The organism is Salinithrix halophila, from assembly GCF_042650125.1.
Classification (GTDB): Bacteria; Bacillota; Bacilli; order Thermoactinomycetales; family DSM-45169; genus Salinithrix; species Salinithrix halophila.
Genome location: NZ_JBHSAP010000009.1, coordinates 670,336 through 697,190, shown reverse-complemented (window position 1 = coordinate 697,190; position 26,855 = coordinate 670,336). Strand labels below are relative to the sequence as shown.

Here is a 26,855-nt window from a genome sequence, read left to right as displayed (position 1 = left end):
CTGGATGTTTTCTGCATAATAAAAACGGGAAACGCATGGGAGACGGGCTTTCTATTAGATTGGAAAGCCGTCATCTCCCAGCACCTACATACTCGAGGAGGGTTTTTTGATGGCAAAATTTGAACTGCCCGCACTCCCTTATCCGACGGACGCTCTGGAACCTCATATTGATGCCCAAACGATGGAAATTCACCACGGACGTCACCACAAAACGTATGTGGATAAACTGAACGCTGCTCTGGAGGGTCATGCGGAGCTACAAAGCAAGTCCGTGGATAACTTGATCGCTGGTTTGAACCAAGTTCCCGAGGAAATCCGAACTGCGGTTCGGAACAATGGGGGAGGCCACGTAAACCACTCGCTCTTTTGGCAAATCCTCAGTCCGAACGGCGGCGGTGAACCCACCGGCGAACTGGCCTCAGCAATCAACGATACCTTCGGAAGTTTTGAGAAGTTCAAGGAACAGTTCTCCAACGAAGCCGTCGGTCGTTTTGGTAGCGGCTGGGCTTGGTTGGTAGTCAAAAAAGAAGGCGGCCTCGCCATCACCAACACCTTGAACCAAGACAGCCCTCTCACAGACGGACATACACCGATCTTGGGCCTGGATGTGTGGGAGCACGCTTACTACCTGAAATACCAAAACAAACGTCCTGAATACATCAAAGCTTTCTGGAACGTGGTCAATTGGGATGAAGTCAACAAGCGTTACCAATCTGCCAAGTAATGATTCATCCGACGCAGCGGCTTTCAGTCGTTGCGTTTTTTTGTTTTGGATTAGGAATTGTTTTCCTTAAGTTACAATCATTGAGTGTTGAGGTAGGTCGGAAGACCTATATATAATGGACATTGTGAAATTAGCCGAATCCTGTAAAAAAATGACTTACAGGTACGGGGGATAATCAGATAGAGGGGTGAAGCTGCTGCCGCAGCCGGGATCCTTAGCCCGAACCCGACAACTAACCTCGGAGGCTCTAAGGAGGATGTGCCATGAAAAAGCAAGTATTGGCTTTAAGTGCTGCTTTTGCTGTGGCAGCAATTGGTTCCGTGCTTCCTTTTGGCTCCCAGCAAGCGGAAGCGGCGGCACCGACCCAGATTCACTATGGGAGTCAAAATGGTGATGTCTGGGATCTGCAAAACCGGCTGATCAAGCTGGGTTACCAAATTAAATTGGACGGCATTTACGGTCTGGAGACTGAAAAAGCCGTGATTCAATACCAAAAAGCAAACGACCTTCGCATTGACGGGATTTCGGGTCCGCAAACCTGGAGTCAGTTGAAGAAGGCAACGGGGAAAGCGAAGCCGGCTAAATCCGGGGCATCCAAAAAAGCTTCTGTCAGTCAGCAGGACGTGAATTGGATTGCCCGTGCTGTACATGGTGAAGCCCGCGGCGAATCCTTTAAAGGGAAAGTGGCTGTTGCATCTGTCATTTTGAACCGGATGGAATCTTCCAAGTACCCGAATACCGCTAAAGGTGTCATCATGGAAAAAGGCGCCTTCACCGCAGTGGATGACGGGCAGATCTGGTTGAATCCGAAATCGGAGTCCTATAAAGCTGCTAAAGCTGCGGTTAAAGGATGGGATCCTTCTCAAGGGGCGATGTTCTACTTCAATCCAGATACCGCCACCAGCAAATGGATCTGGACCCGCCCGCAAATCACCAAAATCGGGAACCACATCTTTACCAATTAAATCAAGTGAAACACCGGAGCATGCGAATAATCGTATGCTCCTTTTTTTGGCGGAACAGTGACCGAGTCCTCTGGGAATGATATCTTAGAGGGGGTGAATGGGAATGGCGAGGAGACGACGCCGACAGTTGCTGGTTCCCGAAGCGCGGGACGGGGTAGAACGTCTGAAGAAGCAAGTGATGAGCCAGCAATCGGGGATGGCTCCCCAAGATCCCGAAACGATGAAAGTGGAAATGGCCCGTGAAGCGGGAATTCCTTATCAAACGGGGTATAATGGGGATCTGACAACGGAGGAGGCGGGCCGTTTAGGCGGACCTGTCGGGGGACAAATGGTAAAGGAAATGATCCGGATGGCCGAAGAGGAATTGGCCCGCCGAAAATAAACGGCGTTTTAACCTTCAGGCCCTGTTTTTTGGGGCCTTTCCTCTGTCCTATTTCGGAAAGGTATATATTTCCAATTGGCTTCAATGCTACATGGGATGGATTGGGGGAAAAATGGAATATGGGCCCTATGCAGGGTTAATTTTTTGTTAAATCGTGTGAAGTCCTGTGGGTTTTTTCCGTTTAAATCCGTCATAATGAAAAGACAGTAAGGCGGGAGGGATCAAATTGGAACGCGTTTTGATTCTGACGATGGGCTTCGGAACGGGGCATAACGCCGCGGCCCACGCGTTGGTGTCTCGTTGTAGGAATATGCCAGACACAGAGGCGCTGGCTGTTGATTTGTTGGAATTGGTTCCGGGTACCTTTCATCCTTTCCTCCAGTCTGGATACATCCGGATGATGATGAGATTTCCGTCCTTGTACACCTTTTTATATGACCGTACGTCTCATTCCCGTTTTATTCGGTATGTTTCCTCCGAGTTTATCGAGAAAACGGGTTGGATGATCCGCAAAAAGTTGAATCACCTTCTGGAACGCTTTCACCCCACCCGGATTATCAGTACTCATCCTTTCGGATTTTTAATGCTCCCAGCTTGTTGGAGAGGGCTGCCTACTACCGGTGTGGTGACGGATTATGAAGTTCATGCGATGTGGTTCGCCCAAGCACCTGATCTTTTGTGTATCCCTCGTCGTCTGGTGAATGAACGGGAACAAAAGCGCCTGATGTGGCAAACCGGCTGTCGCATCCTGGAGGCAGGTATCCCCAGTGCCTCGGCCTTTCATAAGCGAAATTCTCAGATCCGGGCACGTATTCAAGCTGGGGTTTCTAAGGATGAGCCCATGGTGCTGGTGATGGGAGGCGGGTTGGGATATGGACCGTTGCCGCGTTTGGTAGACGAACTTTCCCGTTTAAAACCACCGGCCCGGATCTGGGTACTTACCGGGAAGAATGAGAAGCTCTACAGGGAACTTACGGCCCGATTTGACGGGGAAAACGGTATCCATATTCTTCGATATCGAGACGATATGCCTTTGCTGATGGACGCGGCTGATCTTTTGGTCACTAAGCCGGGTGGTTTGACTGTGACGGAGGCGATGAACAAGGGCTTACCCATGCTGCTTTTCGATGCGCTACCCGGCCAAGAAGAGGCCAACCGGGATTATCTAATCCGGAATGGAGGTGCCCTCACTGTCCGTCCAGAAACGGTTTGTAAAGAGGCAGCCGCTTTACTGGCTCACCCGGAGGAACGGAGGACGATGGCACGCCGCTTGGAGGAATTGGCCTCCCCGGAAGCGGCGGACCGAATCGTCCATGAAAGCCTGCGGATTCGCCGTGAGGCTGTCCTGGACTCCGTCTTGTAGTCCCAAAATCCCTTCCATACGGGAGGGCTTTTTAGTATGGGAAAAAGGGTTGGCTCTAAATACCGGCGAATGTAAACCTTAAGAATCACCGGCGTGGGGGTTTGCCACCCAAGCCAGGCTTTAAGGAGGCATGGGATGAAATTAGTGACCTATATCATCAAAGATACGGAACTGACCGTCAGTACCTTCGGTGAACCAGCCGGGGGACGGGTGGGATGGATCGAAGGGGACTACGTTGTGGATATCGGGTTTGCCCAGGAGTGGGCAGCCCTGGAGCAGGGTGTGCCTATTTCTCGCGTTCTTCCTTTGTCGATGAGGGAACTACTGGAGGCGGGGGAAGAAGGGATGTCTGAATTGAGCCGGACGGTCGATGCGGTATCTGGCAGGGATCCAGCAGCATTGAAGGTGGAAGGGGAACCAGTCGCCTTATCTCTTGCCGAAGTCCGGTTAGCGGCTCCTCTGCCCAATCCGCGCTCTTTTCGGGATTTCTACGCTTTTGAGCAACATGTAAAAACGGCCCGGGCCCGGAGGGGGCTGGATATGGTTCCCGAGTGGTATGAATTTCCGGCCTTTTACTTTTCCAACCCCCATTCGATCCTCGGGCCGGACGAGGAGGTTGTTCGGCCCCGTGACACCCGTGCTCTCGACTATGAGCTGGAAATAGCTTGTGTAATTGGCCGGGAAGGGCGGGATATCCCGGCGGAGAAAGCGGGGGACTATATCATCGGTTTTATGATCCTGAACGACTGGAGCGCCAGGGACCTGCAGGCCCGAGAGATGAAAGTGGGCCTGGGACCTGCTAAAGGGAAGGATTTCGCTACGTCTGTCGGCCCCTGGCTGGTAACGAAGGATGAGCTGGAAAGCCGGCGCCAGAATGACCGTTGGGACCTGACCATGACTGCCCGTGTCAACGGACGGGAGTTGTCCCGGGGCAATACCGTCGACCTGACATTCTCCTTCGCTGACATGGTAGAGCGGGCTTCGCGGGATTGTACGCTATACCCGGGGGATCTGATCGGCTCGGGGACAGTAGGGACCGGATGCATCCTAGAACTGGGGACGAAGGTTCACCCGTGGTTGGAGCCAGGAGATACGGTGGAGTTGTCCATCGACGGTTTGGGTGTACTGAGAAACCGCGTGGCTGAACGTTCGCCCGCTGCCGGTTTAGGAAAAAAAACCATTTGACAGAAAGGTTCACCCTGTACCATAATATTGACTAATTACAATTGAAAACGGATGGATATATGCGATTTCTTATCCAGAGTGGTGGAGGGACTGGCCCGATGAAACCCGGCAACCCGTCTGCAGGTCATTGAGTGACGTCTGTAGACATGGTGCCAAATCCTGCAGCGTGTAAGCGCTGAGAGATAAGGAGCGGGAACCCGGCTTAGCCGGTAAACGGACAGTCCCCTCCTTATCCGAGGGGGCTTTTTTTATTATCAGAAGGGGGAATGGAAGTGGAACGGATCGGTGTGGGCCTATTGGGCATGGGGACCGTCGGAACAGGTGTCTTCAAGGCACTGAAGAGCAACCAGGATGTCATCCTAAAACGGACGGATACCTTGTTCGAAGTGAAAAAAATACTCGTCCAGGATCCGGACAAAAAAAGGCAGGCGGAGGATGCCCAATCGCTGCTCACAACCGATTTTCAACAGGTGCTGGAGGCTGGGATTCAGGTAGTGGTGGAGGCGATTGGTGGCTTAGAACCAGCACGCAGCTTTATTGAGCGTGCCTTTGAGGCGGGGTGCCATGTGGTCACCGCCAACAAAGAATTACTCGCCAAGCATGGGAGCGAGCTGGAACGGCTAGCCAGAAGCCGAGGAGTCCAGCTTCTCTACGAAGCCAGTGTGGGGGGCGGTATTCCCGTGTTAGGCACAATGCGGCATTTACTGAAATCCAACCGGATCCACCGCATCACCGGTATCTTGAACGGGACCACGAACTACATCCTGACCGAGATGGCATCGAAGGGTACTCCCTTCGATGAAGTGCTGGCGGAGGCACAGAAACTCGGATACGCGGAAGCAGACCCCACCTCCGATGTCGACGGCTTTGATGCGGCCTATAAACTGGCTATCCTTGCCCGCCTCTCCTTTGATGCGGAAGTACCTGTCACCGAGATACCCCGAGAAGGTATTCGAGAGATCACCCCTGGGGAGCTGGTTCTCGCTCGACGGTTGGGCTACGCTGTTAAGCTTTTGGCCCGAGGGGAGCAGTACGGAGAAAAAGGGCCCGTCTCTCTCGCAGTGGGCCCGGCCCTCCTTCCTCTCACCCATTCCCTATCCTCGGTGGACGGCATCTACAATGCGATCCATTTGGAGGCGGATGTGGTTCAGGATATCACGCTTGTCGGTCAAGGAGCGGGGGAAGAGCCGACTGCGAGTGCAGTCGTGGAGGATTTGTGTAATCTTTACTGTTTGCCGCCATCCAAATTCATCCCTTCTGAAGAAACGCTGCTTCTTCCCTCCCAACATTCAGGTGGTAGCCGCTTCATCTATTTGGAGACGGCACAGCATTTGGATGAGGGAGATGCTGAAGGGTTGAAACGCCGTCTGCAGGCCATTGGGCTCCCCGTCGGAGAAACCGGCATCTCCCGCGTCACCGATGGGAGTGGTGTTGCCTTCATCCTACGCCGTTGGGATCCCCTCTATCGGGGTGTTCTACTGGCGGAGTTGGGTCTGGAGGTTTCCTGTCTCACTGACCGTCCCGTTCACGGCAGCTCGACCGTGGAGGAAGCGGTGAGGCTGGAAGCGGGGAGCGCGGTATAAGCGCCCGATTATAAAAAAGAACCCGGCCTGGCCGGGTTTATATGGGGGGACTAGCGCAACGGTATAGGTTTTATACCCGTCTCCGTCGGATGTTATTCCTCATTCTCCGTCGACTCTTCCTGTTCCTCTGGAAGAGTCACTCCTTCAACACGAAGGCGGATATCATCCGGCCGGATGCCGGTCATGTCGCGGATTGCCTCTGACACTCTATATATGGCGCGGTTCCCTACTTCGGGAATATTTTCCCCATAGGCTACGGTCACCCGCAAGTGAAGGGTCACTTTCCCTTCGTCGCTGCGTACTTCGACTCCCATGGGGTGATCCCCCCGACTGAACCGCCGGGTTACGCCGTCGACTAGCCCGCCACTCATTCCGGTTACACCTTTCGTTTCCATGGCTGCCACGGCGGCGATCGTCTCCAGGACTTCCGTGGCGATCATGGATTCGTGTTGTCGAGTTTCACCAGCCATCATCGTCCTCCTCTCTCATCCCACTCCCTTTCGTTTTTTTTCGCTAAAACTCCTGCTCTAAAAGCGCATTTGGGAATCCTCTTCTCTTCAGGTACAATAGGACAAGCGACTTTTAACGATAAGAAGAGGATGACTCATGAGCCCAATGCAACTAAAAAAGGGAGAAGTGATCGGCTTGCCGATCCGCCGCCTCGGAATCAACGGGGAGGGAGTGGGATTTTACCGGAAGCAGGTTGTATTCGTCGATGGAGCGATCCCAGGAGAGTATGTAACCACCCGTATTACCGAGGTTCAAAAGAAATATGCTCGGGGGGAGATCCTTCGACTCAAGAAGCCTTCCTCTCATCGGGTAAAGCCCCCCTGCCCCATCTACCAACAATGTGGCGGGTGCCAGCTTCAGCATATCGACTATCCCATGCAACTGAGGTTGAAACGAGAACTGGTGGAGGAGGCCTTCTCCCGATATGCAAAGCAGGAAATGCCGACGATCCGGGAGACCATCGGCATGGAAGAACCTTGGACTTACCGCAACAAGGCTCAATTGCCCGTACGTCGTCAGGCGGGTGGAGTGGTGATGGGGATGTATACCCCCGGATCCCATCATCTCGTGGATATGAAGGGGTGTTTGGTTCAACATCCGGAAACGGACCGGATACTGGATATCGTTCGGCAAGTGCTGCAAGATCTGTCTATTCCCTTATACAACGAGAAAAAGCACAGGGGGGCCGTCCGCCATCTAGTAGTAAGGGTCGGTATAGCTACGAAGGAGGCGCAACTGGTCTTGATTAGCCGGGAGGATCCGTTGCCTAAAGAAGATGCACTGGTCAAAGAACTGCACCGACGGTTGCCAGGGGTGTCCAGTTTCATCGTTAACCACAACCCTCATCGTACCTCGCTGGTCTTTGGGGAAAAAAGCCGTGTTTTATGGGGAGAAGAAAAGATTACCGAAGGGCTAGGAAAGCTTACCTTCCGTTTGTCGGCTCCCGCCTTCTTCCAATTGAATCCGTCCCAGACCGTACGCCTCTATGATACGGTGTTGAACGTCGCAGGACTGAGCGGTAGGGAGACGGTAGTCGATGCCTATTGCGGTGCGGGAACGATCGGTCTATGGCTGGCAGGCCATGCGGCACGCGTCATCGGGATGGATATCGTGCCGGAAGCGATCACTGATGCACGGGAGAATGCCGCTATGAACAGGATCGACCATGCGGAATATGTTCTGGGAGCCGCGGAAGAACTTCTGCCCCGTTGGGCGGATCAAGGCTTTCGACCGGATGTGGTCGTAGCAGACCCGCCACGTACCGGGCTTGGAGAGGATTTTATGGACGCTCTGCTCCGAGCGGAAGTGCCCCGGTTCGTCTATGTTTCCTGCAATCCTTCTACGCTGGCAAAAGACTGTAACCGACTGGCAAGAGGCGGATATGCCATCCGTTCCGTTCAGCCGGTGGACATGTTTCCCCAAACCTCTCAGGTAGAAAGTGTTACCTTACTGGAACGGAAGAACCAGTAAAAAGGGAAAACCCCCTCCGATGAGGGGGTTTATCGCTTATTCGGGTGTGGTTTGCGTTTCTCTTTTATTCAGTAACGGAACGATGGTTTTTTTGAAAAACCAGGTGGCCAAGAGGGTGATCACCCCGGCTTTTAAGACAAATAGGAGAAAATCGGCCGCCATCGGGATCACTAGTTGATTCATTACATCTGTTTGTTGGAAAATGGGAAAGCCCTCCTAAACATCGATTTAATAAAACCTACTCTTTATGTACCACCAACATCGCTAGGCTAAAACATCGAATAATGATTTTACCACCTACTGGATGATCCAGTAGCGGTGGGGCTTCGGAAGAGAGGGTTGTTTCCGGCGGAGAGGAAGAATACGATGGGGGAAAGCTGGTATCCAATCCAATCACCACAATTTTGAGAGCAGAAAGGGTTCAGCCATGGAGAAACGGATTTTTGCCAATGGCCGTATTGTTACGCTGGAGAAGGAGAGACCTTTCGTGGAAGCCGTTTACACCGAGGGGGGACGGATTCGGGGTCTAGGGTCGACCAAAGAGATCCTCCTTCAGTTTGGTCGTCCAGCAGTGGAAATCATCGATCTGGAAGGAGGATTTGCTTGCCCGGGGCTGACGGATAATCACCTCCACTTGATGGCTTATGGCATGAAACTGTCTCTGTTGGACTTTACGGGTCTTACTTCCAAGGAAGGGGTGCTTCAGGCTTTACGGGAACGGGTGGAGAGAACACCGTCGGGCCAATGGGTGCTGGGGTTAAACTGGGACGAAAACAGGATGATGGAAGGGACGCCTCTGACGCGGGAGGAACTGGATCGGGTCGCCCCCGGTCACCCGGTGATGCTGACCCGGGTTTGTTACCATGTCCAGGCGGTCAATTCCCGGGCGATCGAGGCGGCGGGCCTTACACTGGATGCACCAGATCCCGCTGAAGGAGCTTTCGGCCGGGATGCTCGGGGTCAGCTGAACGGTCTTGTCTATGAGAATGCTTCCTTGCCTTTCCGGGAAGCTCTTCCGCCCCTCACGTTTGCGGAGAAAAAGGAGCTGGCCCGCACAGCTGCATCGGGGGCTCTGGCCAGAGGGCTGACCGCCGTGCACACTGAAGACCTGAGGGATGCAGGAAGTGTAAGGGACTTAACCCGAATATATCGGGAGTTGACTCAGGAGGGGACCCTTCTTCGCACCCACCATTTAATTTACCATCCCTTCTTGGAAGAATTGAGGGATGCCGGCCTAACCGCCGGGGATGGGGATGAATGGTTTCGAATCGGTGCCGCGAAGATCTTTGCCGACGGTTCCATCGGTGGTCGGACCGCGTGGTTGGCTGAGCCGTATACCGATGACCCTTCCACTTGCGGGATGGCTATCCACACGGGGGAGGAAATGAATGGGCTGGTGCGAGAAGCCCGAGAACACGGGATGCCTGTCGCGGTTCATGCCATTGGGGACGGGGCAGCGGAACAGGTGGTTCGGGCGCTGGAGGCCATCCCTCTTTCAGGCCGGTTTATGCCTGATCGGCTGATCCACGCTCAGATTCTTAACCGGGGCTTGATGGAGCGCCTGCAACGGTTACCAATGGTCCTCGATATCCAGCCCCGATTCGTGGTCAGCGATTTTCCTTGGATCACCGAACGGGTGGGGAATGAGCGGCTTTCCTTCGCTTACGCTTGGCGTACTCTGTTGGAAGCGGGGATTCCTTGCGGAGGCGGAAGCGATGCCCCGATTGAGCCGATCGATCCCTTGCTGGGAATCCACGCCGCCGTCACCCGCCGGGATCCATCGGATCCGGAGCATCCCGGCTGGCTCCCGGAGCAAAAGATCACCCTCCTGGAAGCACTCCGTCTCTTTACCGTAGGAGGTGCCCGCAGTGTTGGGGAAGAGAGGGAACGGGGTACGGTTGGTCCGGGTAAATGGGCAGACCTTTCCGTTTTTGATCGGGATCTTCTCAGCGGGGAACCGGATACCCTCTTGGAAGCCCGCGCGGTCATGACTATTGTCAACGGACGGGTCGCGTACCGGGTCTGACAGATGCTCTTTACCGGCGACCTGCCGGTTTTTTTATTGCTTCTTTTTTACCTGGTAGGTGAATAAGTTTATCCTGCGAGGTGGTTCGATGGCCGTCATTAAGACGAACAGCAAAGATATTAAGCTCCTGGCGAGGTTGATGAGGGCGGAGGCGGAAGGGGACGGCGAACTGGGGATGTTGCTCGTGGGAAATGTGGGGGTGAACCGAGTTCGTTCTGATTGCCTCGATTTTGATGCCCTACGTTCACTGCGGGACATGATTTTCCAATCCCCGGGCGGGTTTGAGGCGGTGCAGCGCCCCTATTTCTACAAACAGGCACGGAGTCGGGAGATTCGCCTAGCTCAGCGAGTGGTTGATGGAGCCCGTTTTGACCCAGGTCGGTATTCTCTCTGGTTCTTCAGGCCGCCAGGGAATTGCCCGGCTACCTGGTTTAACCAGACGCACAGTGGACGTTACAAAAGCCACTGCTTTTATCACCCATCGCCAGGAGAATGTCCCAGAGTCTATTAAGGAGGGGTTGAATTGTACTGGAACCAGCCGGGAATGGCCGCCTACGGCGGGTTTACGTCCCAGCAGCAGCGAACGAGGTATTACAGTGAGGATCTGATGTCGAGAAACATCGGCAAGTTGATCACGGTCTACATGACTTTCGAAAATAACCCTCAGTGGAATGCCAAGGTATTTACCGGTGTTCTACGGCAGGTGGGAAGAGATTTTATGCTGGTGCGGGATCAACAGACTGGGAAGGATACCGTTCTCTATAATCTCGACGTTGATTATATCGTTTTCGATAATCAACCCGCCACCTTAGGTCACGAGGAGTGAGAGCGCGGCTCTAGGAGATGCCGCGTTTTTTTGATGGGAAAAGGACAGGCCGCCGGACTCGTAGAGGATCCGGCGGCCTTTTTGTATATAGGGAATTACTCCAAAACATAAGCAAGGGCATCTAGGGCCTGTTCAGGAGATTCTACCACCACCTGAGCCCGCTGGGCAAGTTCTTTCAGGGGGTGGATCAGTTCCGCGGGACGAACCAAGATCAGGGGTTTTCCTGCCTGAATGGCAGCACCGGCGTCCAGGGCGGTATTCCACTGACGGTATTGATCCCCAAACAAGGCGAGGACGACATCGGCTTTTTCCATCCAAATTCGGGTGCGAAGGTTGTTCACCTCGGATGCTGTGTGATCCCGATATTCCTTATTTGGCTGTTCTCCTTTGATTCGTTCGCCGATGGAGTCTGAGCGGTCGTGATCTTCTTGGGGGCCTTTAAAGATAAGTGGAAGACCTCGCTCTTCCGCTTTTTGCCGCAGTTGTTGGCGCCAATCGTCATGAATCTGTCCAGCCAGATAGACAACCAATTCCATATCCAGGCTCCTTTTTTGTGGAATGGGAAATATCCATCATTCTCATTGTACCAAATACCTGGGGCCAGAGAAAAACCACTTGACAAAGGTAAGTGGTTGAATTAACTTTAAATATGTAAGCGACAATATAATGTATAGTTAAATCCAAATACGAAAAAAGGGTGAGATCTCATGGGTAAATTGCTCTATATTACCGCTAATCCGAAAGCGGAAGCGGACTCTTACGGTCTGAAAACAGGGAGCCAACTGATCCGTGCCTACCGGGAAAACCATCCGAAGGATCCAATCACTCACCTGGACTTATACCGTGAGGAGATTCCTTTCCTGGATGCTGATGTGATGGCGGCCTGGGGAAAGCTGGCGGCTGGTGCCTCCTTTGATTCGCTCACTGGGGAGGAACGGTCAAAGGTTTCCCGTATCGCAGAATTGACGGATCAATTTATCTCCGCCGACCGCTATGTCTTCGTTTCCCCGATGTGGAACTTCAGCCTTCCTCCGGTGCTGAAAGCGTACATTGACACCGTCTGTATCGCCGGAAAGACCTTCCAATATACAGAGGCGGGACCGGTAGGACTGCTTCAGGGAAAAAGAGCTGTTCACATTCATGCGACCGGTGGTGTTTACAGCCAGGCGCCCGCTGACGCGATGGACTTCAGTGGTCGTTACCTGACCACCTTGCTCAATTTTCTCGGTATCAGCGATGTGGAGACGATTCACGTTGAAGGCATGAATCAATATCCCGACAAGGTGGAAGACATTTTAAAGCAAGCCATGGCACGCGCTTGGAAAGTCGGTGCAGCCCTTGGCGAGAACCTGCTGAGGTTCAAGTCTGAAGCCTAAAAAAAACCGTCCCTGTATAGGGGCGGTTTTGCCTGTCTGTATACTCAGATGTTCAGAAGCACCATAAACTGATTTGACAGCGTCCTTTTTTGTGAAACGGGGTGACCGGTTGGGCGTTTTCAGAATATGGAAGGAGGGGAGGGGGGATCGTTGATGTTCGAAGAAACCAAGTCCGGAAATGACGCCAAGGCGGCGGAATGGAGCCGGGAACAGGTAGCCGAAGCGGCAATCCGGCTAAAAGAAGCAGATCCTGACTCGATCCTGAAGTGGGCGGTGGGGGAGTTCGGATCGGAGATGGCGTTGGCTTGCAGCTTCGGTTATGAAGATGTCTCCCTGGTTTACCGTCTCTCCCGGATCGATCCGGAGCAAACCGTCCCGATCTTTTATTTGGATACGGATCTGTTATTTCCGGAGACCTATGAGACCCGGGACCGTTTGGCGGGTTCCTGTGGAGTCTCTTTTATCCGTGTTACCCCTGCATATACGTTGGAACGTCAGGCCCAACTGTGGGGCGATGAACTATGGAAGCGAGAGCCTCATTCCTGCTGTCTGGTACGGAAGGTCGAGCCTTTGCGCCGTTTCTTGAAAGGCCGCACGGCCTGGATTACAGGTATCCGGCGTGAACAGGCTCCCAGTCGGGGGAAGGCGGAGGTGGTGGAGTGGGATCACCAATTCGGGCTGGTTAAGATTAATCCGCTAGCCTATCGTACTTCCGACGAGGTCTGGAGGTATATTCAGGAGAGGAACATTCCTCATAACCCCTTGCACGACCGGATGTACCCCAGCATCGGCTGTATTCCGTGTACCCGCCCTGTCCGTCCTGGGGAAGATATCCGGGCAGGACGGTGGTCTGGATTCGGCAAAACGGAATGTGGGTTGCATCCATCCAAACAGGAGGAGGAAGATTGATTCCGACTCTTCATCACTGAAAGTGGGAGGGTATCCTATGGCTGTCCGACCCCACGGCGGGGTTTTGGTCGACCGGAGATATGGTGAAAAGGAGCAGGCGGAAGAATTAAAGCGGGCGGAGACATTGCCGACGTTGATGCTCTCCCTCCGGAACTTATCGGATCTGGAATGTATCGGGACGGGGGTTTTTTCACCGTTGACGGGCTTTATGAACCAGGAGGATTATTTGGCGGTTAGGGACGAGATGAGGCTGGCCGATGGCACAGTCTGGAGTCTGCCGATCACCTTGCCGGTGGATAAGGAGTTGGCGGCTTCCGTCCGTGAGGGGACGGAAGCCGCCCTCAAAGGGCCGGATGGGTTTATTTACGGTGTAATCGAGGTGGAGAGCCTTTATCGGATCGACCCCGGGAGGGAAGCGGAGGCGGTGTTTCGGACACGGGATGCTGCACACCCGGGAGTCTCCCGATTGTTAAGAGAGTCCCCTTTGGTTGTGGGGGGCCCTGTCCGTCTGCTTCGACTCCCGGATCATGGGCAATTTAACTGCCGTCTCTTTGAACCGCAGGCGACCCGCCGAGCTTTTGAAGAACGCGGGTGGGAGCAAGTGGTGGGTTTTCAAACTCGAAATCCTGTCCATCGCGCCCACGAATATATCCAGAAATCCGCCCTGGAAATGGTAGACGGTCTGTTCCTCCATCCTCTAGTGGGGGAGACAAAGGCGGATGATATCCCCGCAGATGTCCGGATGAAGAGCTATGAAGCGATTCTAGCGGGATATTATCCGAAAGAACGTGTTTTTTTGGGAGTATTTCCTGCAGCGATGCGGTACGCGGGGCCACGAGAGGCCATTTTCCACGCCTTGGTGCGTAAAAACTACGGCTGTACCCATTTCATCGTCGGAAGAGACCATGCCGGGGTGGGGGACTATTACGGTACCTACGACGCTCAACGGATTTTCCGTTCCTTCCGTCCCGATGAGTTGGGGATTGTCCCCCTCTTTTTCGAGCATAGCTTCTACTGCCGGAGCTGTAACGGTATGGCCTCCTACAAGACCTGTCCCCATCCGGAATCAGAGCATGTCATCCTATCCGGAACCAAGGTGAGAGGGATGCTAAAAAAGGGTATCACCCCTCCGCCGGAGTTTTCTCGCCCGGAAGTGGTTCGGGTGCTGATCGAAGGGATGCGGGAACAAAAAAAGGAGTAAGGGAATGGTGAAACCAACTGGAAGGATCGGATCGTGCCTTCCGGTTTTTTGTGTCTACTCTGACATCCAATCTTCCATCACAGCGGCAGCCCCGGCTACTGCGAGAATCAACCAAATCACAAATGTACCCGGAAAGAAAGAATAAAGGCCGATGATCACGGCTGAACTCCAAATTCCTGCACACCAATGACAGCTGACGATCATCCCTGCTCTTTTCCGCCATCCTTCCCCTTTAAATGTAAAACTTTTAACCAGTTCATCGGAAGAATCCCGCACATACTCGACGTCGATAAAAAGGGAACGAAGCCCTGAGGTGATCGTATCGTAAACCAACAAATGGGTAAGGCGGTAGGATGCCAGAATGAGTACAAACAACTCTAACCATGTCATACATATCCCCTCCTAAGATCAACTACCCAACACCTTATGTCAACGGAAGTGGCCCGGCACGGCAGGCGTCTACCCTTCGTTTTTGGGGAGAATCTACCCAATTGAACTTGCCTGCTGGCAAGGGTCCAATCCTTAATAACGCTTCGTCATATTCTATGGCGAGGTGAGATTATGGCAACGGATCTTATAGGCTTCCTGGTGAAAAGCGGAATATCCCAAAGAAATTATTTGCAAAAATATCTAAAATACAATCCGGGCCGGGAAGGAAAGTTGTTTGCTTTTACTTACAAGGGAGTGGATTGGGAGCGGAAAGTGATCCGAGGATTGTGTCGAAGGGGAAAGAAATGGGTGAAGCGAACCATCCCGTTTCCCTCCTGTGTGATCAACAAGCGATTCACAACAAAAACCCGTGCTTGCCGGAGGTTGGAACGGGAGATTGGAAAGGGTTTCGTTTTTAATGTAAAAAACCGTTTTGACAAATGGGTGGTTTATAAAATTCTGCACGCTTCGCCGGTAAGACCCTATCTGCCCTTTACGGTTCCTCTTGAAAACAGGCGTCTTCGGGCGCTCTTGAATCCGGGTTCTTCCTGGTTTGTCAAACCGCGCAACGGCTATAAAGGAAAGCGGGTGTACAAAGTAAGCCGAGGTCCGGCTGTATTTCATATTCATACAGGATCCAATACGCCTGCGTATTCGTTCAAAGACCGACATTCATTCGAAGCAAAATTGCGTTCGTTGGTAGGTGGGGCTCCTTGTATCATGCAACGGGAGATTCCCCTTCTTCCAGTGAAAAAGCAGCTTGCGGAGATCCGGTTCTTTGTACAAAAAGACGGTACCGGACGGTGGAGGGGGACCGGTGGGTTCGCCAAGGTATCCTATCCAGACGTTCACCTGACCAACCACTTATCCCACATGGAAAGGATTCCAGAGGTTTTAAAACAATCCGGATTCGAGGAATCCCGCCATGAAGGGATTATCGAGAAGTTGCAGAAGGTCGGGACCCAAACGGCGGCACATTTAGAACGGCAGATCGGACATCTGGGCGAGATAACGGTGGACTTCGGTGTCGACAGAGAAGGAAAGCCATGGATCATCGAGGTGAACGGTTTTCCCTCTACGCAGTTGATCGAAGAATCCGAGAATCCCATGTTGATTCGAACCTACTATTCCCGCCCCTTGCAATATGCCGCTTACCTGACGAAGAAAAAACGCAGGCGGCAAAAGCATGGACATCGATCATAGAACAAGGCGCCCAACCAACCCGGTTGGGCGCGCTTTGTTATGGGTGAAGGTGGGACAGGCCCATTTCTTTGCTTACGGATTTGCCCGGACTGAAAAGATATTATCGCAGCAAATGTTTGTCCTTCGCCCGCCTTGCACCAGCGTGATTACGCGGGCTCCGGGTGCGATGGGTTGCAACACTCCCACTGCAACAACGTTCCCAACGGAGCGAACCTGCACTCTTCTTCCCACAAACTCCCCTGCCAGTGCTAGACAGGGACAGCAAGCAGCAGCTCTGCCCATTTGTCTTTCCCCCTTTGGGTGGTCTCTTCAAAGACACGTTATGAGGGGTGAGCGAAAGGGTGATGAAAATAGGGTTCAGTCTATTTTTTTAGTTAAATACCTAGTTTTTGCGGCTTCCAAGATAAATGACTAAGGCAGGGCAGGGTCAACTGCATACAAATAATCGGGAAATGATCCAGGCAAACAAGGAGGAACTTCCCCCGTGCAGATCCGATGGGCTCGGCGAAAAGGAACGGATACGGTACGTTTACATCCCCGATTTATTCACCAGCATAACCTGACGGCCCCGACGACCACCGTTCATTTCGGTGCGTGGAACCGAGAAATGAGAATCCAGCCGGACCCGGGTCTGGCGATGGATCATCTAGGCTTACCCCTTAGTTTTAAAGATCGGTTTACGATTCCCGCTCATCTTCCCTATGAAGTCCGAATCCATGACCGAGAGATTCATATCGGTCCGGTAATCGGCTATATCGCATTCCGGAATCGGGAAGGCATGACTCCCCAGAAGTTAAACCGATTCATCCGTCGGCTCTCCGGATATGAGACCATTCAGGGATTAATCTATCTCTGTTCTGCGGATTCGATCAACACGGCAACTCGCACGATTAAAGGATACTACTACGATCCCTCGCGTCCCCCGGGACTTTCCCGCTGGGTGAAAGGCGTTTTCCCGTATCCGGGCTCCGTTTATAAAAGAATCCGCATCCCCAATGCTACGTATGTTGATTTGGTTAAAGTTATCGGAGAGCACCGTATTTTTAATCATCATTTTTTCCACAAACTCGATTTATGGAAGATCATGCAACGGGATCCGGAGGCAAAGAAACACCTTCCCCACACGGAAGAATTGAACGGTCGGATTCAACAATTGGATCGTTTTTTAACCCACTTCGGAAACAGCGCTTATCTGAAGCCGGCAATGGGTTCCCAGGGATGGGGGGTCATTCATGTCAAAAAAATAGCAGACAAGTATCGGTTCTTGTTAAGAGGGCAGAACAAAACGTCGGTCCTCCCCAAGGAGCAAGCGATTCAGCTGTTAAACCGGCTGAGAAATCAAAAAACCTATTTGATCCAGCAGGCAGTTGAAATGAAGCATGGGGATAGGAGGGTTGATTTTCGGGCGTATATGCAGAAGAACAGCCAGGAGCAGTGGATTTGCAAAGGGATGATCGCCAGGTTTGCCAAAAAGGGAAGTGTCATTACGAACCTGGCCAATCTGGAAAAATTGCAATATGCCCGTAAGGCGCTGAGTCAGATCTACCAGCTCAATTTAGAACAAGCTGGGGTGCTGGAACGACAAGTCGGCAAGGTCTGTTGCGAAGTATGCGGTGCGCTGGATCGCGTTTACCAAGGTCATTATGGGGATGTAGCGATCGATCTCGTAATCGACCGGAACAAAAACGTTTGGATATTGGAGATTAACAAAAAATACTCCTGGTATAGTCTACATCGGATGAGAGACACCAAGATCATGGGTGAAATCATGTCTGGACCTTTTCGGTACGCCAAGGCTTTAGCCGGTTTTACTCCGCAAACCATTCGTCCCCTATCCAAAGCTCCATAGAAATGGAGAGATGATTATGACCTGTCCTTGCGAAGGAAGACGGCGCCGGAAAAAGAAAGGGAGAACAACGGAGAAAATCAAGGGTGGCCGGAAACCGCTTAAAAAAGAGAAGGGCTCATCGTTCGTAAAAACAAATCAAGCCACCTAAGGGTGGCTTTGATGATGGATCGGAAAGGGGGCGTATATTTTCCAGAGGTGTTACTCTCCACTGGGCCTTCCAGGTCTTCCAGGTCTTCCGGGCCTTCCAGGTCTTCCGGGCCTTCCAGGCCATACAGGCCTTCCAGGTCTTTCCCAGGGGCGCCTTCTGGGTGGGCAATACCAAGCACAACGCAAGGTCCAACGGCAGACGCGTCGGGGGTAGGGATAGTGGACCCAATAACAGACAGGGACATACCGACAGATCCTTCTGCAACCGTACTGCGATATATCCCAAGCATCAAAGTGAGGATCCATGGAAAAATCCATTGTTGTCACTTTACCCTCCTTTCCTTATTGGCGGATGCCTGATAGTTTATGGGACATTCGTCGATGGGGTAAGGGGTAATCGCCTAATTACGAAAAAATGGGTTTTCAGATGGTGGTGGAATCACGATCAGTAGATGGCCGGTAAAAGAAAGGGCACCTTTGGAATAATTGAAGGGGGCACTTGAAACACTACATTTGTAGCTGGAGGCTTAAACAACCCTTATACTAGAGGTGTCTACAAATGAAAATGGAATCCGTGCAAGAACGATTAAAACAATGGGGCGAATTAATTATCACGACTGCATCTGGTGAGATGTATGAGATCCATTTAGGGGATACGACCTTTGATCTGGAGCAACGGCTCATTACCCTCAGCACACCCCATGGTGACTATCTCATTGACGGGGACTCTGTGGAAAACGTCAAACAACATTATGGGCATAAGGTGGAAAACCCAGAGGGTCATTAAAACGACTACGGTATAGAGGCAGAAATAAAAATAAGGAACGCCTGGAGAGGATCCCTTTCCGGGCGTTTTTAGGTATAGGGAAGGAATTTATTCTGTTTGCCTGAAAAGGGAAATCATTGAAGGAATTTAAATTTTATCAACGAAGTGAGTAAAGACAAGAAAAGGAGGTATGAGTAGTGAAAAGAATGAAGATGACGCTGACGGCCCTTGTGCTCGGTGTAGTGCTGATGGGTTCCTATGCTGGAGCGGCGTATGCTGCACACGTATGGGTCTATCTGACCGGTAGTGGCCCCGTGTATTCAAATTGGCTCAATCCCAGTGGCAGCGGCGGGAACCATATGACTTTGACGGTAACCACGAAAAATAACCTCAATGTAGGCTATGACGTGTATAGGGGTAATGGTCAAAAAGTTGCAGGTGGCACAGTGAAAGATAAAGGAACGATTAAGCGGGGAATCACGGATAATGGAGGCAAATATCGGGTTCGTTTACGTTGCCAGGAGCCTTGGTGGAATGACAATAAATGCAATGCTGAAGCGAAACTGGACGACCACGACTAAAACACCATTCGTGTCACCGGCCGACCCTATTTGGGGCGGTCTTTTTTTAATGATGTCGTTCCAGCCGGAAAGAATAGGCGATTATCCCACCGGTTACATTAAAGTGGAACGGAGGTAAATATGTGGAAGATGATTCTTTCCCATATCCCGACATGGGATATTTGGCTGGGGGCTTTAGTCGCATGGATCATTCCTTACGGGATCGCAAAATTTTTTGCTTGGATCCGCTAGTGAAGGTGGAGATGAAACGTGGTCCGATGGAACAACAGAAAAGCGAAGAGAAAGCGATCCCGAACCGATGGAAAAGGCGAGAAACAAGGTGAGAAGCACGGATTATTAACCAGTGAACTGAGCCATAATCTGCAGGAGATCCGTCAGGCGATTGGTCACGCTCCTGATGTAGTAATCCACGAATTTATGGTAAGAAAGACGAGGATTCGAGCAGCGGTGATTTATGTCAGCGGGTTATCGGATACGACCGCTGTGCAGGAACACCTGTTAAAACCGCTGATGTCTCCATCGACGGAAACGGACGTTCCGGAAGATTTTGAGGACGTTTCCAGGTTGAAGGACGAAATGGAAAGCATCGTGAGGATCCATAAAGATAAAGAGGTCGATACCTTAGACGATTGCATCTTGGAGGTCTTGTCGGGGAATACCATCCTGTTGATCGAAGGAAGCGAGCAGGTGTTGGTTTATCTCACACCCGGCTGGAAAACGCGGACTCCCGAAGAGCCGATTACAGAATCCGTGGTGCGGGGACCGCGAGACGGATTTGTTGAGAGCCTGAATCAAAACATCGTTCTTCTTCGACGCCGAATCAAAGACCCGGATTTCACCATGGTCAACTACCAGATTGGGCGCCGCTCCAAGCATCAATTAAGCGTGGTTTATATCAGAGGAATCGCCAACGGGGATTTAGTCAACGAAGTAAAGCGCCGCGTCGAAAGGATCGATATCGACGACTTGCAGGAATCGGGTTTTATCGAGCAGTTGATTGAGGATAACTATTTATCCCCCTTCCCTCAAGTGCAGAATACAGAGCGTCCCGATCGGGTCATGGCGGCTCTGATGGAGGGAAGAGTGGCCATATTGCTGGACGGGACGCCTTCGGTATTGATCGTCCCGGTCACGTTTTCCATGCTGCTTCAAGCGCCGGAAGATTATTATGAGCGGTGGCTGATCGGTACGCTGATCCGGCTGATGCGCTTTGGTGCAACGTTAATTACATTATTTTTGCCCGCCCTTTATATTGCTCTCGTTTCCTACCACCAGGGACTGATCCCAACCAAACTGGTGATATCAATCGCTGCAACCAGGGAAGGAGTGCCGTTTCCTTCCTTTATCGAAGCATTCATGATGGAAGTTATGATCGAGGTATTGCGGGAAGCCGGTCTCCGTTTGCCAAAACAAATCGGGCAAGCGGTCGGGATTGTGGGGGGGTTGGTGATCGGGGAGGCGGCGGTAACAGCAGGTATTGTCAGTCCGGTCATGGTCATTGTGGTGGCGAGCACCGCGGTGGCTTCCTTTGCCGTCCCCCAATACGGGGCAGGAATTTCCTTGCGGATGCTGCGTTTTCTCGCCATGTTTACGGCTGCTGTGCTGGGGTTGTACGGAATTATCTTGTTTTTCCTCATGGTCAGTATCCATCTGGTCAAATTAAAGAGTTTTGGCGTCCATTACACCAGTCCCTTAGCTCCCTATCGTCCGCGGGATTGGAAGGATTTTTTCTATCGGATGCCGCTGTTTCGGATGAAAAGGCGTCCCAAACTCTTGGATCCGGAAGAGGAGGCCCGCATGAAGAGCCGGCTTGATCCCATAGAGGAGGGCTAAAGGGATGCAGATTCGTGCTGAAGACCGAATTTCCTCGTTGCAAGCAACGGTTACCATCATCAGTATGATTTTTGGGACGGGTATCCTGACATTGGCACGGGTGGCAACCGATGAAACGGGAACACCAGATGCTTGGATCGATGTGATTCTTGGTGGAGTCATCTCCCTGATCCTCGGATACATGCTTGCGGCTTTGTCACGGAAATACCCCGATCAGACGTTTTATCAATTTAATCAAAAAATCGCGGGAAAATTTTTAGGGTGGTTGTTTAGCGGGATTATGATCCTGTATTTTGTCGGGGAGGCGGGGTATCAAGCGCGGTCGCTGGCGGAGGTGCTCCATGTCTTTTTGCTGGAACAGACACCGATCGAAGTGCTGATTATCAGCTTTTTGAGCGTTAGCACTTACTTGGTGATCGGCGGTATCAATCCGATGGTGCGCCTGTTTCAGTTTCTGCTGCCCCTGACGATGATTATTTTTGTGCTGGTGATCGTCCTCAGCTTACAGAATTTTGAGCTGGATAACTTGAGGCCTGTTCTCGGACGTGGCGTGACGCCGTTGATCAAGGGATTGAAGGCTACCGCTCTTTCCTATTCGGGATTTGAAATTATGCTGCTCCTGACAGCGTTTATGAAAAAGCCGGTTCTCGCGACCCGATCCGTTTTCATCGGGATCAGTATCCCTCTTATCTTCTATACGGCGCTGGTATTGGTGGCCATCGGCTCCTTTGGGACGGAAGACCTAAGGACAATGACGTGGCCCACAATGGAGATGACCCGAGCTGTCGAGTTTCCCGCGGCCTTCTTCGAGCGATTTGAGACTTTCTTTATCACGATGTGGACAATTGAAATCTTTACTACATTTGTCCTGTTTTACTATTTTGCAGCTTTAGGGATGGGCCAATTGGTAAGGAAAAACCATCAGTATTGGACCTACGGACTGTTGCCTGCGATTTATATCGGGGCGATGCTTCCGCAAGATTTAACGGAGTTATTTACGTTTGGGGATTATCTGGGTTATGCGGCTTATTTTTTAGCGGGGGTCGTACCGGCTATTCTTTGGTGCGTCGTGTTTATAAGGAGGAAAATCCGTGAACAAAGTTCCGCACGTTAAGAAAGTATCCCTATTACTGCTTCTCTGTTTCCTCCCTATCCTCCCGGGGTGCTGGGACCGCGTGGAGGTCGAAGATCTCGGCATCTTGGTGGGTGAAGCGATTGACAAGCCAGATCACCCGGAGGACAGAGAAGAAGCGGTGGAACAACGAGGAGGAAGGAGACACCGGGTGACCTTGACCCAGCAATATATCGTTCCAGAGGTGATTGGTGGCGGGGAAAGAGGGGGAGGGGCACAAAAATCTGCTTTTTACAATCAGACGAGCGAGGGCGACACACTGTATATGATCGCCCGGGATTACCAGTCAATGCGAATCGATCGCCCGCCCTTTGGTCAGCATATCAAGGTGATTGTGATTGGTGAGGATGCGGCTCGATCCTTTGGTCTACACCGACTGCTTAATTTATTTCTGCGGGATCAATCGGTGAGGAGAACAGTCAAAGTGATGGTTGCCACAGGGAAAGGACGAGATGTTCTCAATATTGTCCCCCCCATCGAAGATTTGCCGGCGATTCATCTATCGGACCTTTCGGAAAACGTCGATCGTTCTTTCCGAATGGCTCCCGTGATGAAACTAAAAGATGTATCCCAAAAAATGGTGGAAGAGAGCAGTTTTTTGCTGCAACAAGTGGTGCCGGACCATAGAGAAGTGAAAATAAGCGGAGCTGCGGTGATCAAGGGAAAGACGAAACGGCTAGCCGGCTGGCTCGATGAAGAGGAAATTCAGGGAATCAACTGGCTGACAGGAAAGGGAGAAGAAGGGGTCATTGAAGGGGTAGAAGAACGATCGAAGGAGCTGATCGATTACGAAATTCAATCGTACAAGACCCAAATCCTTCCGGAAATTAAAGGAGGGAAGCTGCGTTTTACTGTCAACATTGAAACGCAAGGCCGATTGGGAGAGGATTGGCTCGTTCCAGGAAATGCCTTTGAGAAGTTGCTGAAAAAAGCGGAGAAAGCGACGGAAAAACAAATCAAACTCGTGGTGGATAAGGCGTTGAATAAGACCCAAAAACAATTGAAAGTGGATGTGGCGGGATTTGGTAAACAGCTGAGCATCGCTTATCCCCAGATGTGGATGAAAGAAAAAAAAGACTGGGACAAACACTTCAGCCGCATACCGATTGACGTTCATGTAAAAGCCCATGTTGTTGAGTTCGGGACAAAAGGGACGAAGTAATGGACTGCAAATTCTCGATATGGACAAAAAAAGCCGCTCCCTGCAAGAGCGGCTTTTAACTGGTGACTTACTTTTGAGTGAGGTTTGCCTTTTACCGTTATCTTAATACAAAATAGGGAGACTGGATTTTGTATCTCTTTAAAGCAATTGATCAAATGGGCCGATGGATTCAAGCTTAGGTTTGGTTGGCTTGGAGAGTGAGTTTTATGATGAATGCCGCAAATGGAACGGCAGCGATGCAGATCGTATCCGAACTGCTAACTTTTGTCAGCAGCTTTCATTTTCTTGGTTGTCTTTGACTCTTTTTTCTGTTCGTTTAGTGAGACGGGAGTACCCGGTGATTCTTGAAAAAAACGGACAAATCCCTTTCACTCTCCTTCTCCATGGTTTGTATGAAATCCTCTGTAGTGGCCACACCGAATCGGTATTGTTTTACATAGGTCTTCACGGCGCGATAGAAGGTTTTGTGCCCTAACTCCTTGCGTAAGTCGTTGATGGTACGTCCCCCGTACATATATATCATGTGATGGAACATCTGTGGGGCCTGTGGATGACCGGTGTCATAAACAGAGATGGAGGAATTAAGTCGATATTTTCCTTTGGGAACAGGTACCACCGAGTCCAATTGATTTAGTTTTTCTTCATAAAGCAGAGCGGCAAAATGAGTGGGTGATTCATCCAGCCAGGGTTCGTCATATTGATTATTTCCGACAACCCCGTAAAACCACTGGTGGGCGACTTCGTGAGCCGTGATCATCGATAGGTAATTTTGGGTCTTGTCAGTGACGGAAATCATCACTAACTGCGGGTACTCCATCCCCCCGAACCAGCCGTGCATGGTGACAATGTCAAGTTCCGGCCAAGGATAGTCGCCGAACTTTTCTTCGAATAAATTCATGCTTCCGACGCCGTCGGAGAGCAGTTGATTGACGTAGGGCGTATGTTTCTCCAAATAGTATAGGTTAACCGTTACATCATCCACTTTTTTACTTTTCACCTTATAGGTAGGATCCATCTGCATCGCAAAATCACGGACATTTTCAGCTTTAAACTGATGAACCGCTGTTTGCCCATTCACCTTTGGTTCTCCAACTGAGATGCCGGTAGTAGCGATTTTCAGGGATTTGTCGGTGGTCACTGTGACATTGAAGTCACTATTCAGGGAGTAGAAGGAGTCTCCCTCCTGATAATAGGGATCGATATCCCAGCCCGTTCCTTTTTCATAAACACCTAGGATGGGGAACCAGTTCCCAAGAGAGACGGTGGTTCCATCCCAGCCGAAGCGATTTTGCTGTTTGGGAACGTGGACGGTAAATTTCATGTCCACGGAGTATTGCCGATTGGGTTTTAGAGAGAGTCCCGAGATAACAAGATCCGTTTCCTTTTCCATGTCGAAAGTGGATAACTCTTGGTTCACCTTTACCTGATCCACGATCACGCCTCCGCCGTTTTTGCGGAAGGTTTTGTCGTTCCCCCACACATTGAAGTGAATCTCCTTGAGGGTCTTCTCCGTATTATTGAGAAAGCGGACAGACAAGTCCCCTTTGATCCGGTGACCCTCCATATCGTAGGTGACATCGATGTCATAAACGGCTCCAGTGGGTCCATACAGCTCAGGTTGTACGATGTCGGCCAATTTCGGTTTGTCCGGTTTGTCTGCTTGAACCTCTGTTTTGGGGGTGGTTTTCTCTTCATTGGGCTGGTTGGTGAAATGTAGGATCGTACCAGTTGTTAGGGCTATAGCTAGAAAAATAAAGATCATGACTTTCATGTTGTTCAAACAGGTCAACCTCAAAAAAGTAGATAGAAACATCTTCGGCTAAATTGGAGGTTTACCTTTTGGTAAAATATAATTATAAAGATAAATTATGTTCATCGAGTCAACATTAATGAGAGGTGGATGAGATGGGTAAAAAGTATAGGAATTGGAGATAGGTTGTTTGCCCTAGCAGGTGTTACTTTTTTGGGAATCATCATTATTTCAATACCTGTCCTTGCATTGATTGGAGTCTTTTCCGTTGTGGAGGTGGTCGTTCCAGGTATCGAAGTCAAGTCGGTATGGGGGATGATTTGGTTTGGGATTGGGATGCTTTTCTATGTATTTGAGGGTTTATCAATTGGGGTTGTTTATGAAATTTTCTCGGAGAAAATAGTCAATAAAAAAGTGAAGTTTATATCGGATTTTTTATTGAGCCTTCTTCTGTTGGTGATTCATATTTATATATTAGATTATATAATTGATGATATTGTGTTGACTTTCGGTGCTGTTTTGATTTTATCTAATGTTTTTGCGGTGGCTTATACTATTTTTGAAAAGTGGGGAGAATCTAAAAAAGAAGGGAATTGAAATAAAAACATAAATTCCCTAAATATCTATATAAGTGGAGCGTGGAAGCAACCACTTCTTATCGGAGTATAATGGACCACTGAAGAGGCTACAGAAGAGCGTCTCGAATAAATATTAAAAGAGTGCTACCGGGATAAAATGAATGTAACGACAGATGGTACGTTGACCTTGTAGCCAATTTTCGGAGGAGTGTGAGTAACTTGTTTCCCGTTATTTCCATGGATCCGGTGCTGAAGGAACGCTTACCCATGTTAAAACTAGGTGTGTTGTCCTTTGATCATTGTACGGTCATTACTTCCTCCCCTGATCTACGTGAAAAATGCATCCGTCTGGTGGATAAGTTGAGAGAGGAGATCGAAGTAGCGCAAATATCCCAGCTATCGGAAATTCAACATTGGCGGGATGCCTTCAAAAAATTGGGGGTTTCCCCCACTCGCTACCGTCCTTCAGCGGAAGCCCTTCTTCGTCGTATCCTGAAGGGAGAAGACCTATTCGGCGTCAATAGTGCTGTTGATCAGAATAATTTCTTCTCACTTAAGACCCATATTCCCTTCGGTAGTTATGATGGTAATCAAATACACTCCCCTATCGTCTGCACTGTTGGGAACGCGACAGATCGCTACGAGGGAATTAACGGTCGGGAGGTTTCTATGGAGGGAAAACTGCTGCTTCGGGATGAACGAGGGCCTTTCGGAAGCCCCTATGTCGACTCTCGACGAACCCGGGTGACTGAAAAAACCCGACGCTGTTTTCAAGTGGTATTTTCACTTCAGCCGGAGGACGAGCTGGAAACCATTCTAGAAGAAGCCGGATCCGCTTTCTTGGAGATTCATGGGGGATCGATGCAAAAGGCGGTGGTCTTCTAGTACTCGTATCTCGTAACTCC

27 protein-coding genes and 2 riboswitches are annotated in these 26,855 nt (G+C 50.9%); of the genes, 22 read left to right on the top strand and 5 right to left on the bottom strand.

Going from position 1 to position 26,855, the window contains the following annotated elements; translation table 11 throughout:
* Positions 1-109 precede the first annotated feature (109 nt).
* The 6 genes from ACFOUO_RS09720 to ACFOUO_RS09695 all read left to right on the top strand — a co-directional run bounded on the left by ACFOUO_RS09720 (position 110) and on the right by ACFOUO_RS09695 (position 6,202).
* Positions 110-724: a superoxide dismutase gene (locus tag ACFOUO_RS09720; protein WP_380704634.1), complete on the top strand. Its 615-nt coding sequence runs from the start codon at positions 110-112 to the stop codon at positions 722-724.
* Positions 725-846: 122 nt separating this feature from the next.
* A riboswitch (cyclic di-AMP (ydaO/yuaA leader) is annotated at positions 847-986 on the top strand.
* Position 987: 1 nt separating this feature from the next.
* Positions 988-1,689, top strand: coding sequence for a spore cortex-lytic enzyme (gene sleB, locus ACFOUO_RS09715; protein WP_380704632.1), 702 nt, complete (start codon positions 988-990; stop codon positions 1,687-1,689).
* Between the two features lie 103 nt (positions 1,690-1,792).
* Positions 1,793-2,071, top strand: a complete 279-nt coding sequence (locus tag ACFOUO_RS09710; RefSeq protein ID WP_380704630.1) for a small, acid-soluble spore protein, alpha/beta type — start codon at positions 1,793-1,795, stop codon at positions 2,069-2,071.
* 226 nt (positions 2,072-2,297) lie between these two features.
* Positions 2,298-3,434 (top strand): MGDG synthase family glycosyltransferase, encoded by a 1,137-nt coding sequence (locus tag ACFOUO_RS09705; RefSeq protein WP_380704628.1) that lies wholly within the window; start codon positions 2,298-2,300, stop codon positions 3,432-3,434.
* Positions 3,435-3,569: 135 nt separating this feature from the next.
* On the top strand, positions 3,570-4,619 hold the full coding sequence (locus tag ACFOUO_RS09700) for a fumarylacetoacetate hydrolase family protein (RefSeq protein WP_380704626.1): 1,050 nt from the start codon (positions 3,570-3,572) through the stop codon (positions 4,617-4,619).
* A 66-nt stretch (positions 4,620-4,685) separates the two neighbouring features.
* A riboswitch (SAM riboswitch) is annotated at positions 4,686-4,808 on the top strand.
* A gap of 83 nt (positions 4,809-4,891) precedes the next feature.
* Entirely contained in the window at positions 4,892-6,202 is a 1,311-nt protein-coding gene (locus ACFOUO_RS09695; protein ID WP_380704624.1) for a homoserine dehydrogenase, read from the top strand.
* A gap of 92 nt (positions 6,203-6,294) precedes the next feature.
* Here the strand turns inward: ACFOUO_RS09695 and ACFOUO_RS09690 are convergent, their stop codons facing one another.
* Positions 6,295-6,672 (bottom strand): Asp23/Gls24 family envelope stress response protein, encoded by a 378-nt coding sequence (locus ACFOUO_RS09690; protein ID WP_380704622.1) that lies wholly within the window; start codon positions 6,670-6,672, stop codon positions 6,295-6,297.
* 136 nt (positions 6,673-6,808) lie between these two features.
* On the opposite strand from ACFOUO_RS09690, the gene rlmD reads away from it, so the two are divergent.
* The 4 genes from rlmD (at position 6,809) to ACFOUO_RS09670 (ending at position 11,034) form a co-directional block, all read left to right on the top strand.
* Positions 6,809-8,182: a 23S rRNA (uracil(1939)-C(5))-methyltransferase RlmD gene (gene rlmD, locus ACFOUO_RS09685; protein WP_380704620.1), complete on the top strand. Its 1,374-nt coding sequence runs from the start codon at positions 6,809-6,811 to the stop codon at positions 8,180-8,182.
* Positions 8,183-8,609: 427 nt separating this feature from the next.
* Entirely contained in the window at positions 8,610-10,208 is a 1,599-nt protein-coding gene (locus ACFOUO_RS09680; protein ID WP_380704619.1) for an amidohydrolase, read from the top strand.
* An 88-nt stretch (positions 10,209-10,296) separates the two neighbouring features.
* Positions 10,297-10,719 carry a cell wall hydrolase gene (locus ACFOUO_RS09675; RefSeq protein ID WP_380704617.1) on the top strand — a complete coding sequence of 141 codons (423 nt, stop codon included), beginning with the start codon at positions 10,297-10,299 and terminating at the stop codon, positions 10,717-10,719.
* A 12-nt stretch (positions 10,720-10,731) separates the two neighbouring features.
* Positions 10,732-11,034: a spore coat protein GerQ gene (locus ACFOUO_RS09670; protein ID WP_380704615.1), complete on the top strand. Its 303-nt coding sequence runs from the start codon at positions 10,732-10,734 to the stop codon at positions 11,032-11,034.
* A gap of 95 nt (positions 11,035-11,129) precedes the next feature.
* On the opposite strand, the gene ACFOUO_RS09665 is transcribed toward ACFOUO_RS09670, so the two are convergent.
* Positions 11,130-11,570: a YtoQ family protein gene (locus tag ACFOUO_RS09665; protein ID WP_380704614.1), complete on the bottom strand. Its 441-nt coding sequence runs from the start codon at positions 11,568-11,570 to the stop codon at positions 11,130-11,132.
* A gap of 171 nt (positions 11,571-11,741) precedes the next feature.
* Between ACFOUO_RS09665 and ACFOUO_RS09660 the strand changes: the two genes are divergently transcribed.
* From ACFOUO_RS09660 to sat, 3 genes are all read left to right on the top strand, one after another.
* Positions 11,742-12,410, top strand: coding sequence for an FMN-dependent NADH-azoreductase (locus tag ACFOUO_RS09660; protein WP_380704612.1), 669 nt, complete (start codon positions 11,742-11,744; stop codon positions 12,408-12,410).
* Between the two features lie 153 nt (positions 12,411-12,563).
* The gene (locus tag ACFOUO_RS09655) at positions 12,564-13,319 is read left to right on the top strand and encodes a phosphoadenylyl-sulfate reductase (protein WP_380704610.1); all 756 of its coding nucleotides are present in this window, start codon (positions 12,564-12,566) and stop codon (positions 13,317-13,319) included.
* Positions 13,320-13,356: 37 nt separating this feature from the next.
* Positions 13,357-14,520: a sulfate adenylyltransferase gene (sat, locus tag ACFOUO_RS09650; protein ID WP_380704608.1), complete on the top strand. Its 1,164-nt coding sequence runs from the start codon at positions 13,357-13,359 to the stop codon at positions 14,518-14,520.
* Between the two features lie 54 nt (positions 14,521-14,574).
* On the opposite strand, the gene ACFOUO_RS09645 is transcribed toward sat, so the two are convergent.
* Positions 14,575-14,910, bottom strand: a complete 336-nt coding sequence (locus tag ACFOUO_RS09645; RefSeq protein ID WP_380704606.1) for a DUF1360 domain-containing protein — start codon at positions 14,908-14,910, stop codon at positions 14,575-14,577.
* Between the two features lie 171 nt (positions 14,911-15,081).
* On the opposite strand from ACFOUO_RS09645, the gene ACFOUO_RS09640 reads away from it, so the two are divergent.
* Positions 15,082-16,152: a YheC/YheD family protein gene (locus ACFOUO_RS09640; RefSeq protein ID WP_380704604.1), complete on the top strand. Its 1,071-nt coding sequence runs from the start codon at positions 15,082-15,084 to the stop codon at positions 16,150-16,152.
* Between the two features lie 484 nt (positions 16,153-16,636).
* Positions 16,637-18,001: a YheC/YheD family endospore coat-associated protein gene (locus tag ACFOUO_RS09635; RefSeq protein WP_380704602.1), complete on the top strand. Its 1,365-nt coding sequence runs from the start codon at positions 16,637-16,639 to the stop codon at positions 17,999-18,001.
* A gap of 98 nt (positions 18,002-18,099) precedes the next feature.
* Here ACFOUO_RS09635 and ACFOUO_RS09630 read toward each other — a convergent pair whose 3' ends face one another.
* Positions 18,100-18,438 (bottom strand): hypothetical protein, encoded by a 339-nt coding sequence (locus ACFOUO_RS09630; RefSeq protein ID WP_380704600.1) that lies wholly within the window; start codon positions 18,436-18,438, stop codon positions 18,100-18,102.
* A gap of 269 nt (positions 18,439-18,707) precedes the next feature.
* Here ACFOUO_RS09630 and ACFOUO_RS09625 point away from each other — a divergent pair, with 269 nt between their 5' ends.
* The 5 genes from ACFOUO_RS09625 to ACFOUO_RS09605 all read left to right on the top strand — a co-directional run bounded on the left by ACFOUO_RS09625 (position 18,708) and on the right by ACFOUO_RS09605 (position 23,622).
* Entirely contained in the window at positions 18,708-18,935 is a 228-nt protein-coding gene (locus ACFOUO_RS09625; protein ID WP_380704598.1) for a hypothetical protein, read from the top strand.
* Between the two features lie 176 nt (positions 18,936-19,111).
* Positions 19,112-19,495: a hypothetical protein gene (locus ACFOUO_RS09620; RefSeq protein ID WP_380704596.1), complete on the top strand. Its 384-nt coding sequence runs from the start codon at positions 19,112-19,114 to the stop codon at positions 19,493-19,495.
* 249 nt (positions 19,496-19,744) lie between these two features.
* A complete protein-coding gene (locus ACFOUO_RS09615; protein ID WP_380704594.1) occupies positions 19,745-21,328 on the top strand; it encodes a spore germination protein in 1,584 nt (527 codons plus the stop codon).
* Positions 21,329-21,332: 4 nt separating this feature from the next.
* Entirely contained in the window at positions 21,333-22,442 is a 1,110-nt protein-coding gene (locus ACFOUO_RS09610; protein ID WP_380704592.1) for a GerAB/ArcD/ProY family transporter, read from the top strand.
* Positions 22,420-23,622 carry a Ger(x)C family spore germination protein gene (locus tag ACFOUO_RS09605; RefSeq protein ID WP_380704590.1) on the top strand — a complete coding sequence of 401 codons (1,203 nt, stop codon included), beginning with the start codon at positions 22,420-22,422 and terminating at the stop codon, positions 23,620-23,622. Before ACFOUO_RS09610 ends, ACFOUO_RS09605 begins: the two co-directional genes overlap by 23 nt.
* Positions 23,623-23,938: 316 nt before the next feature.
* Here ACFOUO_RS09605 and ACFOUO_RS09600 read toward each other — a convergent pair whose 3' ends face one another.
* Positions 23,939-25,393 carry a M1 family metallopeptidase gene (locus tag ACFOUO_RS09600; RefSeq protein WP_380704829.1) on the bottom strand — a complete coding sequence of 485 codons (1,455 nt, stop codon included), beginning with the start codon at positions 25,391-25,393 and terminating at the stop codon, positions 23,939-23,941.
* A gap of 129 nt (positions 25,394-25,522) precedes the next feature.
* Between ACFOUO_RS09600 and ACFOUO_RS09595 the strand changes: the two genes are divergently transcribed.
* Together ACFOUO_RS09595 and ACFOUO_RS09590 are read left to right on the top strand one after the other, a co-directional pair.
* The gene (locus ACFOUO_RS09595) at positions 25,523-25,969 is read left to right on the top strand and encodes a hypothetical protein (RefSeq protein ID WP_380704588.1); all 447 of its coding nucleotides are present in this window, start codon (positions 25,523-25,525) and stop codon (positions 25,967-25,969) included.
* Between the two features lie 200 nt (positions 25,970-26,169).
* Positions 26,170-26,835 carry a B3/B4 domain-containing protein gene (locus ACFOUO_RS09590; protein ID WP_380704586.1) on the top strand — a complete coding sequence of 222 codons (666 nt, stop codon included), beginning with the start codon at positions 26,170-26,172 and terminating at the stop codon, positions 26,833-26,835.
* Positions 26,836-26,855 lie beyond the last annotated feature (20 nt).